The sequence below is a fragment of the Bradyrhizobium ottawaense genome, assembly GCF_002278135.3.
GTDB classification, from domain to species: Bacteria; Pseudomonadota; Alphaproteobacteria; order Rhizobiales; family Xanthobacteraceae; genus Bradyrhizobium; species Bradyrhizobium ottawaense.
The window spans coordinates 7,189,745-7,208,182 of the sequence record NZ_CP029425.2 but is presented as its reverse complement, the minus strand read 5'-3'; the positions used below and the strand labels follow the sequence as shown (position 1 = coordinate 7,208,182).

Here is an 18,438-nt window from a genome sequence, read left to right as displayed (position 1 = left end):
AAGTGCGCAAGGTTGCGGATGGAGGTAGGTTACGTTCTCAATTTTCAACGCGGTACCCGATAGGGGATCTCTCGTCAATTTGTTGCGGGCCGCCCGCTATCTCAGGTTTTTGAAAGGGATCTTTGTTGCGGCGATGCGCATCTTACATGATGGCTCGGTCGCGTGGGCGCGTTGTTGCGCAGCTGGTGCATTCTTTCATCGTCTTCTCTGAAATCCCGCACTTTTGGTGCGTGTGTGATCATGTTCACGCGCCTTAAGGTTATTAGGCAAGGAACAGGGCGATCTCAGGAAGATGGATCCTGGCTCATGATCTTAGATCGGACGCTGCCTTCAGCCTCGTGCTGCCAATAGGAGGCGAAAATAACCTGCCAGAATTTTCGGCTAGCAAGAGCGCGAAGTCGGTGCATTGCCTCGGGGTCACACGGTATTCCTGCGGGGCTGCGCTCTGTCTCTATTTTTGCGGTCAACTGCGCAAAAAACAAGCCGAGCTCCGTAAGGAAAATCTACGCCTCCGGACAGAGCCAAGAACGTAGGTCACAGCCCTGAAGACCTGCATTCGGCGACGAGCGCAGATTCGCAAATCGAGGGATTGAGTCCGTTGTTTAGCTGCAATGCGAGTTGCAGCGTCCAAATTTTGCGCGGCTTTCCTGCTCGGCAAGAAGAACAACACAATAAACCAGCCGACGACACGACCCGCATTGGACAACTCCAAGTCGCGAGGAAGTGATTGCAAATCGTGCAGGTAGCTCTAGATATAATATACATCTTAAGATAGAGTAAGCTTACCGAAGCGAGGCGTCCTGTCACATCCGCTTCGCGAGCGCAGGCCGCTAACGAGTTCGTTTCTTGTCGTGCGGATGAGGCCACGCCAGTCGCATGCGGTGACGATGCAATCGTTGTTCGAGGATTTTCCAAGAACGAGTTCGCAGACGAGGGGAACGTTACTCGAGATCGAAAAGAAAGCTGGTTTCGTTTCATGGACTGGACATAGACGGGCTCTATAATTTGTAATGATGATCAGGCTGCAAATCGATCTGTTCGCGTTGTACGCGAGTTGATTCAAACCGCACTGGCTGTGTCCGCACCGTAGGGGGGCAGATCCTAAGATGATGGTGGTAAATCAGCCGGCGAATTGTGCGATGTGGGAAACCCCTCAGACAATTCGGATGCGTGTCATCAAGACGGCCTTGTCGCGTTCGTTGCCACGCGTCACCACCAATCGCGGAGCTTTGTTTAGACATTCACAGAGAGAGGCACCGTCATGAATGGCACAATGACCATTGATAACGTCATCCCACGAGCAGACATCGTCGAACATGCGGACCGGCTTGGTGCCGAAATCAAGAACATTACGCTGTCGGACGATTTGTCTGACGAGGTCATCATAGCCATTAACCGGCTGCTGCTAGAGCGTAAGGTCATCCTCTTCCGTGATCAGGGACATCTCGATGATGCCCAGCAACAGCGTTTGGTGCTCCGGCTCGGCTCGCTGATACCGAATCCCACAATGCTGGACGCAAGGGGGGACCTAACAAACCGGAAGACGCTCCCTGATCGCGCCTGCGGCCATGTCGACCAGATGAACGATGATGACGTCTTCAGTGCCCGCCGCCCAACAATTTCACTGCTGCGGGAGGCGGCGCTCCCGCGTTTTGGCGCGGACATCGCTTGGTCGAACACGGCGGCCGCTTATCTTGATCTTCCCGATCCCCTGCGCATGCTCGCCGATAACCTCTGGGCTGTGCGCTGCGCCGCATTCGATCACATTGCGACGGAGGGGGCCACGGAAGCCGACAAGAGAGCATTGGACGACGTATCCACTGGAACGATCTACGAAACGACACATCCGATCGTTCGTGTTCATCCCGAGACTGGCGAACGGATGCTCTCGCTTGGCCGTTCTGTGCAGAACTTTGTCGGCCTGCAGCGCTATCCCAGCCAAAAACTGTTCGGACTGCTGCAATCCTATCTCACCGCGCCGCAGAACACCCTGTGCTGGAACTGGAAATCAGGCGACGTCGCAATCTGGGACAATCGCGCGACTGAGGCGTACCCCATGAACAAAATTGGCAGTCCTCATTTGGCCATGGACCAGCGTGCGATGACGCCGGCGTACCGCACATGAGGAGGCTGAAATCACGGGCCGCTGAGGCTGCCTAGCAGTGTCGGCACGTCGGGTTTTCGTAAGACGCTGGCGGTTCAAGGCTAAGTTGTGGCTCTGCGATGTCGAGCGGAGCCGGGCCTTCGAGCTTATCCCTCCAGGACCGGCTAACCGGCGCCGGCAACCTGCATCTTTTCTTGTCCATAAGAATTGCTGAGAAGCGCGAGCAGGCGGTGTCATTCTCGGGTGAGAGCCGGGTAGAATGCGAGCCGGCTCTTGGCTATCGGGGCCGGGCATTGAAAAGCTGGAGCGGATCGAGCTCGGCGAAGCGCTATCCAGCCTAAAAAGCGGGCATGCTCACTGCAGAAATAAATCATGAATGTGGGCCCAGGCACGTCAGGGTCCTGATCATCGATGAAGGCCTTTCAAGAGTGTCCTTCGCAATTGGGGATGGCGCTCACGCTCGCTTGTGAGGAGGCGGGGTCGCGTGTTTGTTCGGACAGAAAGGCGTGGACGCGCTTGTCGCATACCTTGGGCATGCTGGGCGGTTCGCTGGAGCCGGTCGCGATCAAAGCGGTTTCTATCCACGATGACTGACGTAGTTGGCACATTCTTCAGGGGTGAACATGTTCAGTGTGCGTCCCATGAGATCCGAGAGGCGTCGACGGTTCGGGGGCTCGCCGCAACAGTTCTTTGGCTTGGCGAATTCATCTCGATCGGCTTGAGATCGGGCTGTAGGCGGCAGGAATAGTAGGCGCGCGCCTGCGCCTCCGATGAGGCAGACGGCCTGTTCGTTCTTCTGGCCTGTGAGGATCACCGAAGGTGCTCGTCTTTTTTAACGGGGCCGCTCTGGGCGTTCGTTAAGCCGAATCGTGCTGGCGCAACATCCGATGGAGCAGGAGATCGGATTCGGCCGCCACAGATTCGAAGGGAGCACGGGCGCCGCTCCGGCGCGTTTCGCTCCCGTGGTTAGCTGCAAACATGGCTCTCTCCATAATTACGTCCTGTTCCGACACGGGCGTGCCGGCTTGCGTCCTCTGGACATTGGCTTGGGTGGCACCGCACCCTTCGCCGGCTCAGCGAACAATTCGGACAAGTGAATACCCAGGGTCGCGGCGATACGATCCAGGAGATCAATGGTCGGGTTCTCTTTCTTCTGCTCAATGCGCCCCATATACGAGCGGTCGATCCCGGCATCATAGGCCAATTGCTCTTGCGGAATGCCGCGCTCTACGCGGATACGGCGCACATTCCAGGCCACAAGCGCACGAGCGTTCATGCGCAAAGGCAGCCATTCCGACGATTATGAAACCACTGGTTATAGCCAGAGTATTACGATAAGCTCACACCTACGCCGTTGGCTGTCCTCGTCCAATTGCTTCAAGGAAGAAGGTCACGGTGAGATGTAGACGCCGTAATGATTGTCGTCTGCGAATGTCGTCGATCATCGCAAGTGTTCTCGCGGTGCGATAGCCCGCTACTCGCCGGAGAGCAGTAATGGCCGCTCAGAGGTACTGCGGCTTTTCCGGGCACCGCGACCAGATAGGACAACCGTTCAAGTGGAGCTCGAAAAGAGAAAAGAATTCTCTCTAGGGGCTGGGCTCCGGCCACGGCGGCCTTTCACCAGTGCGCGCGGGCCGGTCACCACGGGCAACCCTCTTCTTAGGCAGGGAAGAGCAAGAACAGCCTAGCCACATGGGAAATCTGCGGTCAGTTCCGGTATGTACCGCGATGAAAGAGGAAATGCGCAGGATGGAGCCACCAGGTCATTGTGAGCGGATATGCGATCGCGGTCTTGGTGCGAAAATGAGTTTGGCGCTGCGACGATTCGGGCGGTACCACAGCGCCCCCAAGTTAGTTATCGTTGCTCGGATTTCGATAGAATTTTCAGTTCGGTAGGAGTTCAGTCAGTGCCGGCCGACCCGAAAATCGCAGAATTGGCGCCCAGCGCGCACGAGGTCACGTCATATGACAAGGAGCACGCCGTCACCTACATGCGACTTCTCGATGCCGACGCTGACAAGGCAGATTGGCGCGAAATCGCACGCGTTGTGCTTGGGCTTGACCCGACAGTTGAACCCGATCGTGCGCGACGCACGTTCGAAAGTCATCTGACGCGGGCCAAGTGGCTAGCGGGCCGCGGCTATCGTGATCTGCTGCGGGGCGGTTGGCCAAAGCAATGAACGCGGCGGATGTCAGGATCCGCGGAATTCCTAGCAATCGCAAAAGATGATTATTCCATCGATTAAGTGCGCGCGGGGCTCTCACGCGGAACGCACGTAACCGGAAAGAGCCACAATCTTCAGCTGCATTGCGCCGCGTGTGAAATCCCGCGGGAAAATGGTGCGATGCCGGGTACTGACTGGAGATCTGAGGAAGCATACAGCGACCTGAAGAAGGCAGAAGCTGCCGACGTGGCCTGGGAGTGGCTGCGCCGGGATCCCGATTACCAAGAGGATTATAGGCGGTTGTCTCGCCGCCAACGATCCAGCGCAACAACGAGCCACTTGCGACGGAAGTGGGGGCTTTCGTTTTCCAGCTGATCCGCAAAAGACATTCGACAAGCAAGCAGTCTTCTGGGCACCCGAAGTGCTGTCGACCGTACTGCCTATGCGGGCGGCCAATTGCGTGGCGCCCAAAAGCTACCAGCTCGATTTCACCAATCTGCCTGGCAGCGAGGTTCGTCGCGCGCCGGATGGCTGGCATGCCATCGTGCCGCTCGGAGGCGCGAAGCATCGCCTTTGGCTGAAGAGCCTTCCGGCGAGCGGGTCTACTGTCGTGCTCGACCTGCCGCTCGACGCTAATTTCGAGCTTCGCTTGCAGGCCGCACGTCGATTTTGGCTCGCCCTTGAGCATCGGCCGCTCGGAACGCCTCCTCTTGCTTTGCCAGCTTTGAAGCGGCGTCGGCTTATCCTCGCGCTGCGCGCACTGGATGGATGGCAGCAAGGAAATAGCTATCACCAAATCGCGCAAGGTCTGTTTGGAAGCCATCGTATTGACGAGCGGGGCTGGAAAACAGACGACTTGCGCAGCCGAACCATTCGGCTTGTTAAGCTGGGGCGGCGTCTGATGCGCCTTCGCTGCCGCGCATTGCTCGACAAAGGCAAGGATGACAATTCATGAGCTCTCGGGCGTTAAATGGCATGGCCTCGATTCCGTGCAACCAATTCATTTGCTGGCGTCGCTCGATCGGCGATAAGATGAGGTCTTTGCGTTCCGATCTCTCGCGCCGTCCTTTGTTTTCAGGACTGCTGCAAAAGAAACGTAATCTTCGTCGGACGAAGACACCGGCGATCTTGTTCGGATTGTCTCTGAAGTTGAGTGCCCTGGACGTGAATGGGGCGGTACATCGATCTCCCGCAGAGTCATTGAAGAGACCGCGAGAGGCATTTCAGGTAGCCTGCGCTAGCGTCGCCCTCTTGCAAAGACGAGCGACCCACCGGCAAAAAGAACGAGCGATTTCGGGGTGCTCGCTGCGATCCACCGCAAAGGCGCGATATTGCATGCCACTTGGAGCGCGTGAGCCGGGGATGATTTGCAAGGCGCCCCCTCGCACTAGATCACTGACGATGATTTCCGGTGCGACAAGAAGGCATTTTCCTGTCATGACTGCCGGCAGAGCAAGATAATTATGATCGTACCGCGCGCCCGCTCGTATGTCGTTTGAGGACAGGTTCATGGCCCTCAGCCATGTTGGCAGGATGTCGGGTCGTGATGTGATGTTCAGTATCGGGATTGAGCGAACGATCGAGAGCTCTCTGCCCGCGACCAGGTTTGGCGGTCCGACGCATACCAGCTCCTCATTGTAGATCTCCCAACTGTCAGCGGGTTCGATGACGGAAAGGTCACGTGTAATCAATATGTCGAAGTCATCCGAAGATGAAGGCAGCGATAGCGAGCTGATGACGTCCACGATAACGCCGCCAGCTTCAGCAGAGAACGCTTGCAGATTTGGAATCAGAAGCGAGGAAGCAAAAGTCGATAGTGATGTGCGGACGACGATCCGATTGGTGCCGGCGGCCGTCCGCCGCCGCATTCTCTTGGCGGTGAAGCCCACTGTCTCGAGCGGCTCAGAGACTGCGTTAGCAAATAGTCTTCCGAACTCAGTCAAATCACTGCGCCGGCCGCGCCGCGCGATGAGGTCCGCACCGAGATAGTCCCGCAGGACGGATAAATAGCGGCTGACCGAGCTCTGCGTCGTTCCCAAGCTGCTGGCGGCGCGCGTGACGCTGCCTTCGCGTGCGACGGTCACAAAAGCGCGGATGGCATTTAAAGGAACTTCGTCGTCTTGAGCCGCCATTTGCCCGCTCCGGCGCCAGATTGAACGTTTCATCACATTATTCGATGTCCATCGCGGGATTGCCGCGAATCAGGGGGCGGCCGCGCACAAAATCCGCCTCCGAGCGCATTGATGCTTGGCCACCGCACAAGATCGGCGTCAATGGCTCGGTGTTGTCAGGGGGGCTAGGTCCTTTTGCGGCGTGCCGGCTTCGGCTTGCGACCTTTACGTAAGGTAGCAGGTGGCAGCGCCCCCTTGGATGGCCGAACAAACAGCTCGGAGACAGCAACGCCGAGCGTCCTGGCAAGGCGATCGAGAAGATCAATTGTGGGGTTTGCCTGTTGGCGCTCAAGTCCGCTCATATAGGAGCGATCAATACCTGCATCGTAGGCCAATTGCTCTTGCGGAATACCGCGCTCGACGCGGATCCGGCGCACATTGTATGCCACAAGCGCACGAGCTTTCATGCGCGAAGGCAGCCATTTCGATGGTCATCAAACCACTGGCTATAACCGACATAAAAACATCACAAAACTGCGCGGGTTTTGCCGGCGCTGACCCGAGCGCCGTCGTTCCGCTGGCTCGACAGCCGTTCGATTCCGCTGCCCATTTGCGCTAACAGCCTCGAGCCAAACGCAAAAGATGCTGACTGACAGGGCACGATAGTCTTCCATTCAACGAAATGGAGTCGTAGCCCGACGAACGTGCCGCCCCAACCCGTCGAGATTGCAGCGACAGCCGTTCAGGCGAGATTAGAGTCGGCCTGCAGCACTGCATCAGCGCAGGAATCGCGTTTCAGCTGCCTCAATCTCGTCCATTCTCTGCAGTCTGAAGAGTTCCTCTATCGTTACAATATCCTTGTGGACGTTCTGGACGCCGCCATCAGCGATGATACGGCGGAAGGTGTCCCTCAAGGCTGTGCTTGAGGCCCGGATCCGAAATTGCCATAACTCATCATCTGGACGTTCCGCAGCAAGGCTCGTAACCTTGGGAAATGTCTTGTCCTCGATGACAACGGAGCTGGCGCCGGTCCTTTCATACTCGCCAATGGCATGGATGACATTGATCGCATTGCCATAGCCTGTGTCGATGTCGGCCACATCGCATAGTGCAGGGTTTTCCGTCTACTTATTTCGATACCTGTCATCCGGCTGTGACACGATGGGTCTTGAAGGCCCGCAGCTTGCCAAAGATTTTCAAGCCGGCAAGGAAGTGATGCGTGCCGCCAGCGGGTGGTGCCAGCCGGCCTCCCGGTCAGCAACCTGGAGGTGAACGCCTGTATAAGCCTTAGCTCCATCGAGGCGATCGGCGGCGTCTGTTTCGATACGAGGGAAACGGTTTTCGAATTGAAGGGGGCATCATGGACGCCTGGTACACGCGGCTGGACAGCAAACTAATCGAAGTACCAGTTTTTGGTGCAGGAACCGCTTGGAGCGATGGCGAGCACTCACAGTTTCAGAGCCTCCCTGATCCGCGGCACCGTCCGCAGGTTCAGGCGAATGGTTCCATCGTCATCGCCCAGAACACGTGTCCCGGTCAACGGGCTTCGGCTCGTTCGAGTCGAATCTAAATCGTCGCTCGCCTCTAATCCTGTTTGCTAGGGGACAGGGATTACCAAGTTTCCGTTCGGCGGCTCACAACATCAAATCAGTTATCTGGCGGCGCGAAGTGCGCAATTCTTGTCCAAATTCCGACACCGGCACAAAGCCCGTCGGGTTCAAAACACTGGTCGCCGTGAACTGCCGTTGAGCTGTTCATGCGCAATTAGGCGCTTAATGCGCGCAGACGATGCTGGCACGGACGTTGCTACTAAGGGTGCAGCAGTACTGAAAGTGCTGAGCCCACCCAGATGCGAGTCGAGCGATGCTCTCCTTCCTTGAATCGACGTGGCCTGCTCGTGAGAGGACGAGCTTGTTCCTTGTAACTTTGTGTGTCGGCGTGCTTAGCGCTGCGACACCGACATTCGCTACGGCTCTCGTTCGGCAGCCCGTCTACACCACGGCACCCCACTTCTCGGTCGCGGTCGCGATCGGAGATCAGCGAGCACAAAACGTCGCGCAGTCCCTGACAATAACTTTGGAGCGTAACATGACGCTGGGCTTAGAATCCCCAGCTCCCCCGATCAAGGTGGAGAACTGGCTGCGTGGTCAACCCCTCACGAGCTTCCAGCCCGGGAAAGTGTACATCGTCGAATTTTGGGCAACTTGGTGCGCACCGTGTGTGGCGGCGCTGTCCGATCTGGTACAGCTGCAAGAGAAATACAGAGATAGCGGAGTTGAGGTCCTCGGAATAGCAGCTGGTGAGCGCGCTCAAACAGCGGAAAAGGCCCGAAGCAAGTTGGACGCATGGTTGACCGAAAAGTTGCCGAATCTCAACTATCGGGTCGGGCTCGACTACACACGCGAAATGGACGAGCTTTGGATGGATTCCAGCTTTTCTATCGGGATTCCCACTTCGTTCGTCGTCGACCGTGATGGCCACATCGCCTTTATCGGTTCCCCGACGCAACTCGAAGAGGTTTTGCCGAAGATTCTGACTGGCAGCTGGCGCATCAGCGATGAAGCGAAAGCCGCCGATGCTGAGCGGATCGCCAAGGGCGAACGCACAATGCCGATCTTCGTCAAACTGACGCCGGCGATGAAGGCGCAGGATTGGGCGAAGGCGCTTTCGGTGGTCGAAGAAGCCGTCGCTGTTCTGCCGGATGACGTGAACTTCCGCGTGCTCCAGGCGGATCTGTTGCTTCACAAAATGCGCGACTTGCAGGCCGGCCTGCCGGTGATGCGCCAATTGGTTCGTGACGCGATCAACAAAAAATCCGCGCTGTGGATGGCCGGGGCGAGGCGCCAACTCTTTGATCCGGCGAATGACAACTCTCATTTGCCGCAGGCCGAGCGCTTTGCGATGGGCAATGAGTTATCCGGACACATTCTGGCAATAAATGCTCCGCAACGCGGCGACGCCCCTAAGTTCCTGTCCTATCCGGCGGTCGCTCAGTACTATTACGAGAGCGGCAACAAGGATCGCGCGAGCGAGTTGATCGAGGTGACGCTGAAGTCGCTGGACGGCCCCGCACCTATCCCGGACAACCTGAAACAGGAGGTTATGTCGGAATCGGTCCAAACGCTCGCCAACTACAAGGGTCAGAAGGCTTGCTATGGGTCTGTTTGTGCGACTCCGCAACCCGGAGTCTCGCAAAGTACCAAAGCGCAAGCGCCCGAGGAGAGAAGATGAAAAAGGGTGACGATCTGAGCTGCTCACTGGTTAATTCGTCCATTTATCCGGTGGGCCATCGGCAATTAACGATCAGCGAGCAGGGCGGTGGATCGTTTGTGGCGCGTTGGAGGTTCGGATTGCTATGACCTCCATCCGGATCGACGCGGAGGTGATCTTCCAGGTGAAGTTATGCTGAACACTTCCTTCATCAAAATGCACCTTTGCGTACAGCCATGGCCGAGGCCGGAGCTAGCTGGACATCCCCACGCTTCTGCAGATGGGCAAAGCGTGACGCCGACCCCGCCTACGTGGCTCACACGAGCTCGGATCGCACAAGGCTGGCCGATGTCTCAGATCGATGCTCTCATCCCGAGGAGCTCGCAAAGCGTGAGGCGCTTCGGCTAAGCGCTCACGCGAAGAGTGGGTGAAATGGGTAGAAGCTTTCGGCCGCAGCCCCCAGACTCCGGGCATTTATCGCATCCCGCGTACGGCGCGCCAAGCATTGGGCACATCGGGTCTGGATCGACCGTTTTTTACACCGCGTGCGCCACAAACCCCTAGCGCCATGACCAGTCAAGATGACAAACGACCCGCCGCAATCGGCTTGGTTCTCCCGTTTGCGTTGGAGCACTGGCTGAAGCAGCCAGTCCGTGCCGCGATCATCCTCGTTGGCTTCTTAGGGGCGACGGTCGCTGACCTGTTCATGCCGGTCTATTCCGGCCGTCTGGTGGATGCATTGACGTCGGGCCCCTCCGACCAAGCGGCGCGACATGCGGCACTGATTGCGTTCGCTGGTATCCTCGCCCTTGGTCTGCTCTCGATTATGTTGCGGTTTACGGGCTTGCAGGCGATCGTGCCGTTCACGCTGAAGACAATGTCGGATGTGGCCCGTGGGGCCTTCATGCGCGTGCAGCGCTTCTCAACCGACTGGCACGCTAACTCGTTCGCCGGCTCGACCGTGCGCAAGATCACCCGCGGCATGTGGGCGCTCGACCTGCTTAACAATTCGATCCTGATGGCGTTGTTGCCGTCGCTCGCGGTGCTCGTGGGCTCGACGATCCTGCTCGGCCTGCATTGGCCCGAGCTCGGCGCCGTGATCGGCCTCGGCGCAGCGATCTATGTTGCCATCACGACGGCATTGACGATCGGCTACATCGCGCCGGCGGCGCGGGTCTCCAACGCCTGGGACAGCAAACTCAGCGGCACGCTAGCGGACGCGCTCACTTGCAATACTGTGGCGAAATCTTTCGGTGCTGAGGCGCGTGAGGATGCGCGGCTTGACGGTGTCGTCAGACGCTGGCGGGCGAGGGTGCAGCGCACCTGGCTGCGGTCCAACGGCACGAGTACGGTGCAGCTCGTGATGCTCTTGTGCTTTCGTGCTTCGGTGATCGGCGGCGCCATCCTGCTGTGGATAGCGGGGCGCGCCTCTCCGGGCGACGTCACCTATGTGTTGACAAGCTATTACATCATCCACGCCTATTTGCGCGAAGTAGGGATGCACATCAACAATCTGCAGCGCTCGGTGAACGATATGGAGGAACTGGTTGCCATCTATGGCGAGCCGATCGGAATTGTCGATGCCCCCGACGCCAAGCCGATCGACATTCACGGTGGGATGATCACGTTCGAGGACGTCACCTTCCGTTATGACAGCGATCGCGTGCCGCTCTACGACGGATTGTCGATCAACATCTGCGCCGGCGAGCGGATCGGTCTGGTCGGCCGCTCCGGCTCCGGCAAGACCACGTTCGTCAAGCTGCTTCAGCGGCTCTACGACGTCTCCGGCGGCCGGATCCTGATCGACGGGCAGGACATCGCGCTGGCCACGCAACGATCGTTGCGCAGCCAGATCGCGATCGTGGAGCAGGAGCCGATCCTGTTTCACCGCTCGCTGGCTGAAAACATCGCCTATGGCCGACCCGGCGCCAGCATGGCGGCGATCAAACAGGCGGCGAGGCTCGCCAATGCGCATGACTTCATCATACGATCGCCGAAGGGCTACGGCACACTGGTGGGTGAGCGCGGCGTAAATCTGTCGGGCGGCGAGCGGCAGCGCGTTGCGCTGGCGCGCGCGTTCCTTGCCGATGCGCCAGTGTTGATCCTGGACGAGGCGACGTCGAGCCTGGATTCGGAATCGGAAGCGCTGATCCAAGAGGCGATGGAACGGCTGATGAAGGACCGCACCTCGATCGTAATCGCGCACCGCCTGTCGACTGTGCGCGGCCTCGACCGCATCCTGGTGTTCGATCGCGGCGAGATCGTCGAGCAGGGCACGCATCCGGCACTCATCGTGCAACCCGGTGGCATCTATCGCAGTTTGTTCGAGCGGCAGGCCATCGAGTTCGGTCCGCTCTCGGCGGAAGGGGAGCCTAATACACCGCTGGCCGCATCTCCGTAGGCCTAGTGCTATTTGGCCGTGCTGGAGGGACATGAGCATAGCCTGATAATCCCACATCCCTTTTGCGATGTGGTGACGGAGGCGCGCGTGAGCGTTGTGACCTGCCACTGCATTTTCATCCAGCGGCAGTTAGAGTCTTGAGGTTTTGTACGCCAAGTGGCGCGGATGGAGCAACGGACGATCGGCGGAGCTGGTCGGGGTTGCGCAGCCGATCGTCCGTTGCGGTGAGGTGGGCGGCGTAGGCCGCGGGGGGCAGGTATTTCAGCGACGAGTGGGGACGCTGGAGATTGTAGTCGGCGACCCAGTTGGCGATCTTGGTGCGGGCGTCATCGAGATCGAAGAACAGGGTCTCGTTGAGTAGCTCATCGCGCATCCGGCCATTGAAGCTCTCGACGAAGCCGTTCTGCATCGGCTTTCCCGGCGCAATGAAGTGCCAATCGATGGCTGCGTCCTTGCACCAAGCGAGCATGGCGTTGCAGGTGAATTCGGTGCCATGGTCGGACACGATCATTCCTGGCTTGCCGCGTCGCTGGACGATTGCCGTCAGTTCGCGGGCCACGCGCCGCCCCGAGATCGACGTCTCCGGAATGGCGCCCAGGCATTCCTTGGTGACGTCGTCGACGATGTTGAGGATGCGGAAGCGTCGGCCATTGGCGAACTGGTCGTGGACGAAATCCAGCGACCAGCGCGCGTTCGGCCTCGCCTCGACCAGGATCGGGGCCCGGGTCCCCACCGCCTTGCGGCGAGCCCGCCGCTTGCGGACGGTGAGCCCTTCCTCGCGGTAAAGCCGGTAGATCCGGTTGATCCCCGATGGCTCGCCCTCCCGCCGCAGCAAGACGAACAACCGGCGATAGCCGAAACGCCGCCGCTCGTTGGCGAGATCGCGCAATCGGCCACGCAGAACTGCCTCCGGCGGGCGGCTGGAGCGATAGCGGATCATCTTCCGATCCGCCCCCACAATCGAGCAGGCCCGCCGTTCCGACAGGCTCATGACGGCCTGCAGATGCGCGATCGCAGCGCGCTTGGCGGCGGGCCCTACCATTTTTTTGAAAGGAGCTCGCGAAGTGCGGCCGCATCGAGCATCTGCTCGGCCAGAAGCTTCTTCAGCTTCCCGTTCTCCTCCTCCAGGGCCCTCAGCCGCTTCGCCTCGGAAACGTCCATGCCGCCGAATTTGGCCTTCCAATTGTAGATCGTCGCCTCGGAAACACCGTGCTTGCGAGCCAGGTCGGCTGTCTTCGCCCCAGCCTCATGCTCCTTCAATACCGCGATAATCTGCTCTTCCGTGAACCTTGCTCGCTTCATCTGTCCGTCCTTCTTCGGGCCGGACTCTAACTCCTTCTGGAGGAAATACGCAGTGGCAGGTCAGTTGATGCAAAGGCCCATGAGGAGTTCTTCCGGACGTGGCTCGCAGATATGGTTGAGCCGGGCAGGCTGTTCGGCTTAAGCGAGGTCCGACGGCGACGGCAGCGGGACCACGGAGGGACGGCGGACGCTGCCGCAGGATGCGCGGGTGCGCGGCCAGGCGCGGCGGCTTGATGTAACCCTGGCTAGCCTCTGCCACCTGGTGTGGGGGAGGTGGTGGCGGGCAGCAGCGGCCGTGAGCAGGTGGTGTTCGCACGGTGCTGTTCGGCCGCATGCATGGCGGCGCCGGTGCCGCCGCACGATGGGCCTGTTCATCAACATTATGCCGCTGCGGCTCGATCTTGACCGCACCGCCGTCGAGGCAAGCCTGCAGATCAGACATACTCGCCTGCCCGAGCTGGTCGCGCATGAGCATGCCTCACTGGCACTAGGAGTTCTTCAGTCAAGTTCGCATCTGATTTCTGCCGAGGCGCAGAGGACCCTAACGACTTCCGCCCAACGTGGTCAGAACAGGTAAGGGGGGCGCTAGAAGTCGAACGTCGGCGGGTTTTGTCTATGGCAGAGAACCGCCGCGGCCGGAGGAAAGCCTTACGCGCTTTGCTCATTCGAGTGAGTTTTCAAATCCATGTCGAACATCTGGTGGGGACAGCTGCATCCTCTTCGGCAGGCGGACTAAGAACGATCGCACACCAAGAATCTCGAAGCGCCGGCGCCAATCGATTGTCTCAGCGGGATTAAATCCAGAATTACGCGAGAGCATGGGCGCCTGACCGACCGCATTCACAAATGCCGCCGCTTTTAACAGAAAAAGAAACATCGCGACGATTTTCGACACGTGAATGCTTGATGTCGCGCGCGGTGCAAAACTGTCCCCTCGACGTCACGAGGAATTGCCATCGCATGTTTAGTCTAGCGCATGAAAACTCGCGCGCTTGTGGCACTGCACGGGGACCTTGCACAAGCTCTCGGACTGGCGCTGATCGCGGCCACCCATGCACTCGATCATGCCATTCCAGAGTCTCCTGCTACACATGGTGGTCGGCACCAGTAACGCCAAGCGGGTTAGCAAAAGAGGGGTCCCTAGATAGCCACACCGTGTCTGATGTACGACGATGTGTAAAGATACGGACAGAGTGCTTCGGGTGACCACGCTGTAATTTAAACAGTTTCTTCTTTGGCACGACTGATGCTTTTGGGTTAGCCGCCGACGGGCCGGCCGATGGTATTCCCCTGGAGCAAGCGCGATCTGTCGATTGATAGCCAAAAGCATGGAGCATCCTGTAGATGACTTCGATGATGACCTCATTCCTCATCCAGACCCAACTGCAATGTAGCTTGCAAAAAGCCGTCCCGATCCCGCAGCTGACGAACGATATCGATAATGATGCCGCGTCCAATCGGCCGCACGACCGGTCTTTCGCTTCGAAAATTCGACAGCGACTGCTGTCAATGCTGCCGACGTCCTCACCTCGAACGGTCGTTTGCGTTCTAGCACTGGTGCTGATGCGCGCCTTCTTAATAGATGGCGCCTCAGCCGAGACTCTTGCGAAGTCCATGCCCCTCACCAGCTTTACGCTTGGCAACGGCCTGCAGGTGGTCGTAATCCCTGACCATCGGACACCGGTGGTGACGCAGATGATCTGGTACAAAGTGGGGTCCGCAGATGAGGAGCCGGGCAAATCCGGGCTCGCCCATTTTCTCGAACACCTGATGTTTAAGGGCACGGAGAAGCACCCGCGCGGCGAATTCTCCCAAAACGTGTTTCGGGTCGGCGGCAACGATAACGCCTCGACCTCGGTCGACGGCACCAACTACTACCAGCGCGTGCCGAAGGAGCAGTTGCCGACCATGATGGAGTTCGAGGCCGATCGCATGACCGGCCTGATCCTCAAGAATGAGGACGTGCTGCCGGAACGCGACGTCGTGCTCGAAGAGTACAACATGCGGGTCGCCAACAGCCCCGGAGCGCGGTTGAACGAACAGATCGAGAGAGCGCTCTATCTCAATCACCCCTATGGACGGCCGATCATCGGTTGGCGGCAAGAGATCGAGAAGCTCGATCGCGAGGACGCGCTGGCCTTCTACCGCCGCTTCTACGCGCCGAACAACGCGATCCTGGTGATCGCCGGCGACGTGGAAGCCGCCGACATCCGTCCGCTGGTCGAGCGCAATTTCGGCGCCATTCCGGCCCAGCCCGCGATACCGGCGCGCCGCGTGCGCCCGCAGGAGCCCGAGCCCGCCGCCCCGCGCACCGTCACGCTGGCCGACCCGCTCGTGGAGCAGCCGAGCCTGCGCCGCTACTATCTGGCACCTTCCGCAACGACGGCCGCAGCCGGCGAGAGCGCAGCCCTCGACGTGCTGGCGCAGCTGATGGGCAGCGGCAGCAATTCCTATCTCTACCGCGCCCTCGTGGTCGACAAGCCGCTCGCGGTCTCCGCCAGCGCCAGCTATTCGAGCATCTCGCTCGACCCGACCCAGTTCTCGATCTCGGCCGCGCCGAAGCCCGGCGTCAGCTTTGCCGAGGTGGAGCAGGTGATCGACGGCGTCATCGCAGACATCGCGCAGAACCCGATCCGCGCCGAGGACCTGGAGCGGGTGAAGACCCAGCTCATTGCGGAAGCGATCTACGCCCAGGACGATCAGGCCGTGCTGGCGAGCTGGTATGGCGGCGCCCTGACCACAGGCCTGTCGATCGAGGACATCAGGAGTTGGCCGGACCGCATCCGCGCGGTCACCGCCGAACAGGTGCGCGCCGTCGCGCAGAAATGGCTCGAGAAGAAGCGTTCGGTGACGGGCTATCTGATCAAGGACACCAGTGCCGCCAAGCGCGAGGAGAAGCGTTCGTGACCTATCCCTTCCTTCGACGCGTTGCATTCTCGCTTGCCACCGGCGCGGCGCTCGCGCTGGCTACGGTCTCGCCGTCACAGGCGGCCGCAAAAATCCAGCACCTGACTTCGCCGGGCGGAATCGAAGCCTGGTTCGTACAGGACGCGACGGTGCCGCTGATCGCGATGGAATATTCCTTTGCCGGCGGCTCGGCGCAGGATCCCAAGGACAAGTCCGGCGTCGCCAATCTGGTCGGCGACCTCCTCGACGAAGGCTCCGGCGATCTCGACTCCAAGACCTTCCATGAGCGGCTCGACCGCCGCGCCATCGAGCTCTCCTTCAGCGCCACCCGCGATACGTTCCGCGGCAGCCTGCGCATGCTGCGCGACAACAAGGACGAGGCCTTCGACCTGCTCAGGAGCGCGCTGACCTCGCCGCATTTCGACACCGCCGACGTCGAGCGCATCCGCTCACAGGTCATCTCGGGCCTGCGCCGCGAAACCACCAATCCGTCCTCGCTGGCGAGCCGAAAATTCCTGGAGGTCGCGTTCGGCGACCATCCCTATGGCCGGCAGACCAATGGCACGCTGGACAGCGTGCCGACCATCACGGTCGCCGACATGAAGGATTATGTCGGCCGCGTGATTGCGAAGGACGGGCTGAAGATCGCGGTGGTCGGCGACGTCGATCCGGCGACGCTTGGCAAGCTGCTCGACCACACTTTTGGTAGCCTGCCCGCGAAGGCCAATCTCACGCCAGTCGCCGACGTCGAGGCGGCAAAACCGCCGCAGCGCGCCTTCGTGCCGCTCGACGTGCCGCAGACCGTCATCACCTTCGGCGGACCCGGCGTGAAGCGCAGCGATCCGAACTTCATGGCCGCCTATGTCGTCAACCACATCCTGGGCGGCGGCGGGTTGTCCTCGCGGCTCTATCACGAGGTGCGCGAGAAGCGCGGGCTGGCTTATTCCGTGTTCGAATCGCTGCTCTGGATGGAGCATTCGGCGGTCTTCATCGGCAACACCGGCACCCGCGCCGACCGGGCCGGCGACACCATCGACGCCATCGACAAGGAAGTGCGCCGCATCGCCGAGGAGGGCCCGACGCAGAAGGAGCTCGGCGAAGCCAAGTCCTACCTCAAGGGCTCGCAGATGCTGGCGCTCGACACCTCCTCCAAGCTCGCCCAGGCGCTGCTGCAGTACCAGCAGGACAAGCTGCCGATCGACTATATCGAGAAGCGCAATGCCCTCGTCGATGCGGTGACGCTGGATGATGCCAAGGTCGCCGCCAAGCGGCTCTGGGGCCAGGGCCTGCTGACGGTCGTCGTCGGCCGCGCCCCGCAGGCCGCCGCGCAACCGGCGGCCACGGCGCCGAAGTCGAACTGAACTGCCGAGTAGCGATAGCGCTCTTCGCTAACACACGGCACGCTGCGCTCCCTCTCTGTTGTGGTTTACTCGATTCACGCATCGCTTCGGTCTTTCAGTGATGCATCATGAGGTTGGTGCCGCGCTTCATGGCTTCGAACTCGAGCCATCCCTGACGCATGACGATCGGACCCGCGGGCAGACCGTCAGTCAGCACGGCGTTGAGGATGTCGACCATCTGCCGATTGCCGTCGTCAGTGCCGGCAAGCCTGCGCCGGATCCGCTCAAGTACGGCCGGCAGCTCCCAGTCCTTGAAGGGAGCGCCATTGCGCAAAGCGCCGGGTTTGCGAGCCAGCACCGGCACATAGTGCCAGGGATCGGAGATCCTCTCGCCGCGTCCGAAGGATCGTGGACGCTCCGCAAGGATCCTTCCATCCTGGCGGATCACGATGCGATCGGTATAGCCTGGACCTCGACCGGGCGTCCGACTGCGCTGCCTGCGACTGAGTACTTGTTGTTGTCGAAGCGCACCAGGCTGGTCTTCGAGACCGATGCCGTCACCGCATGGCGATGAGCTTTGGCGTAGACGATGCATTTGTCCAGCAGCCAGGCGTTTAGCTCGTGCAGGTTTTTGAACCGCAGCCGCGGCGTGAAGAAGCGTTCTCGGACCAGCCCGACCTGGTTCTCGACCTGGCCCTTCTCCCAGCCCGACGCCGGCGTGCAGGCAACCGGGTCGAACAGATAGTGGCTGCACATCTGCAGAAAGTGGCGATTGCAGCGACGATCCTTGCCGACAAAGATCGTCTCCACCGCGGTCTTCATGTTGTCGTAGATGGCGCGGCTGCAGGTGCCGCCGGTTTGGCCGCGTTCGCCGCCAGCAGTCTATCGAGCTCCGATG

General features: G+C 59.8%; 14 protein-coding genes and 1 pseudogene. 8 read left to right on the top strand and 7 right to left on the bottom strand.

The annotated features are described in order from the left end of the window. The first annotated feature begins 1,273 nt into the window (after window positions 1–1,273). Window positions 1,274–2,125 carry a TauD/TfdA dioxygenase family protein gene (locus CIT37_RS33820; RefSeq protein WP_244611321.1) on the top strand — a complete coding sequence of 284 codons (852 nt, stop codon included), beginning with the start codon at window positions 1,274–1,276 and terminating at the stop codon, window positions 2,123–2,125. 973 nt (window positions 2,126–3,098) lie between these two features. Here the strand turns inward: CIT37_RS33820 and CIT37_RS33815 are convergent. Continuing rightward, window positions 3,099–3,380 (bottom strand): helix-turn-helix domain-containing protein, encoded by a 282-nt coding sequence (locus CIT37_RS33815; protein WP_035711373.1) that lies wholly within the window; start codon window positions 3,378–3,380, stop codon window positions 3,099–3,101. A gap of 631 nt (window positions 3,381–4,011) precedes the next feature. On the opposite strand from CIT37_RS33815, the gene CIT37_RS33810 reads away from it, so the two are divergent. The 3 genes from CIT37_RS33810 (at window position 4,012) to CIT37_RS33800 (ending at window position 5,224) form a co-directional block, all read left to right on the top strand. After that, the gene (locus CIT37_RS33810; protein ID WP_035711371.1) at window positions 4,012–4,284 is read left to right on the top strand and encodes a DNA -binding domain-containing protein; all 273 of its coding nucleotides are present in this window, start codon (window positions 4,012–4,014) and stop codon (window positions 4,282–4,284) included. 165 nt (window positions 4,285–4,449) lie between these two features. Then, on the top strand, window positions 4,450–4,644 hold the full coding sequence (locus CIT37_RS33805) for a transcriptional regulator domain-containing protein (RefSeq protein ID WP_071916574.1): 195 nt from the start codon (window positions 4,450–4,452) through the stop codon (window positions 4,642–4,644). 46 nt (window positions 4,645–4,690) lie between these two features. Further along, complete coding sequence (locus CIT37_RS33800; protein WP_095424347.1) at window positions 4,691–5,224, top strand: DUF2285 domain-containing protein; 534 nt, start codon at window positions 4,691–4,693, stop codon at window positions 5,222–5,224. Window positions 5,225–5,492: 268 nt separating this feature from the next. Here CIT37_RS33800 and CIT37_RS33795 read toward each other — a convergent pair whose 3' ends face one another. From CIT37_RS33795 to CIT37_RS33785, 3 genes are all read right to left on the bottom strand, one after another. Next, window positions 5,493–6,401: a LysR family transcriptional regulator gene (locus CIT37_RS33795; protein WP_028143510.1), complete on the bottom strand. Its 909-nt coding sequence runs from the start codon at window positions 6,399–6,401 to the stop codon at window positions 5,493–5,495. Between the two features lie 164 nt (window positions 6,402–6,565). Next, on the bottom strand, window positions 6,566–6,847 hold the full coding sequence (locus CIT37_RS33790) for a helix-turn-helix domain-containing protein (RefSeq protein ID WP_080588731.1): 282 nt from the start codon (window positions 6,845–6,847) through the stop codon (window positions 6,566–6,568). Between the two features lie 309 nt (window positions 6,848–7,156). Then, entirely contained in the window at window positions 7,157–7,480 is a 324-nt protein-coding gene (locus tag CIT37_RS33785) for a hypothetical protein (RefSeq protein ID WP_014497904.1), read from the bottom strand. A gap of 988 nt (window positions 7,481–8,468) precedes the next feature. Here CIT37_RS33785 and CIT37_RS33780 point away from each other — a divergent pair. Both CIT37_RS33780 and CIT37_RS33775 read left to right on the top strand, forming a co-directional pair. Further along, on the top strand, window positions 8,469–9,611 hold the full coding sequence (locus CIT37_RS33780) for a TlpA disulfide reductase family protein (RefSeq protein ID WP_095424352.1): 1,143 nt from the start codon (window positions 8,469–8,471) through the stop codon (window positions 9,609–9,611). Between the two features lie 547 nt (window positions 9,612–10,158). Further along, window positions 10,159–11,991, top strand: a complete 1,833-nt coding sequence (locus CIT37_RS33775; protein ID WP_095424348.1) for an ABC transporter ATP-binding protein — start codon at window positions 10,159–10,161, stop codon at window positions 11,989–11,991. 115 nt (window positions 11,992–12,106) lie between these two features. Here CIT37_RS33775 and CIT37_RS33770 read toward each other — a convergent pair. Together CIT37_RS33770 and CIT37_RS33765 are read right to left on the bottom strand one after the other, a co-directional pair. Beyond that, a protein-coding gene (locus tag CIT37_RS33770) for an IS3 family transposase (protein WP_095424349.1) occupies window positions 12,107–13,293 on the bottom strand; the annotation gives its coding sequence in 2 pieces (ribosomal slippage) (window positions 12,107–13,041 and window positions 13,041–13,293; 1,188 coding nt in all). Between the two features lie 661 nt (window positions 13,294–13,954). Then, window positions 13,955–14,188: a hypothetical protein gene (locus CIT37_RS33765; protein ID WP_145643197.1), complete on the bottom strand. Its 234-nt coding sequence runs from the start codon at window positions 14,186–14,188 to the stop codon at window positions 13,955–13,957. Between the two features lie 668 nt (window positions 14,189–14,856). Here CIT37_RS33765 and CIT37_RS33760 point away from each other — a divergent pair. Both CIT37_RS33760 and CIT37_RS33755 read left to right on the top strand, forming a co-directional pair. Continuing rightward, window positions 14,857–16,200 carry a M16 family metallopeptidase gene (locus tag CIT37_RS33760; RefSeq protein WP_231088529.1) on the top strand — a complete coding sequence of 448 codons (1,344 nt, stop codon included), beginning with the start codon at window positions 14,857–14,859 and terminating at the stop codon, window positions 16,198–16,200. Continuing rightward, on the top strand, window positions 16,197–17,561 hold the full coding sequence (locus CIT37_RS33755) for a M16 family metallopeptidase (RefSeq protein WP_161966255.1): 1,365 nt from the start codon (window positions 16,197–16,199) through the stop codon (window positions 17,559–17,561). Before CIT37_RS33760 ends, CIT37_RS33755 begins: the two co-directional genes overlap by 4 nt. 172 nt (window positions 17,562–17,733) lie before the next feature. On the opposite strand, the pseudogene CIT37_RS33750 reads toward CIT37_RS33755, so the two are convergent. After that, window positions 17,734–18,392: pseudogene (locus tag CIT37_RS33750) on the bottom strand (Mu transposase domain-containing protein); the annotation flags it as partial. Between the last annotated feature and the right edge of the window lie 46 nt (window positions 18,393–18,438).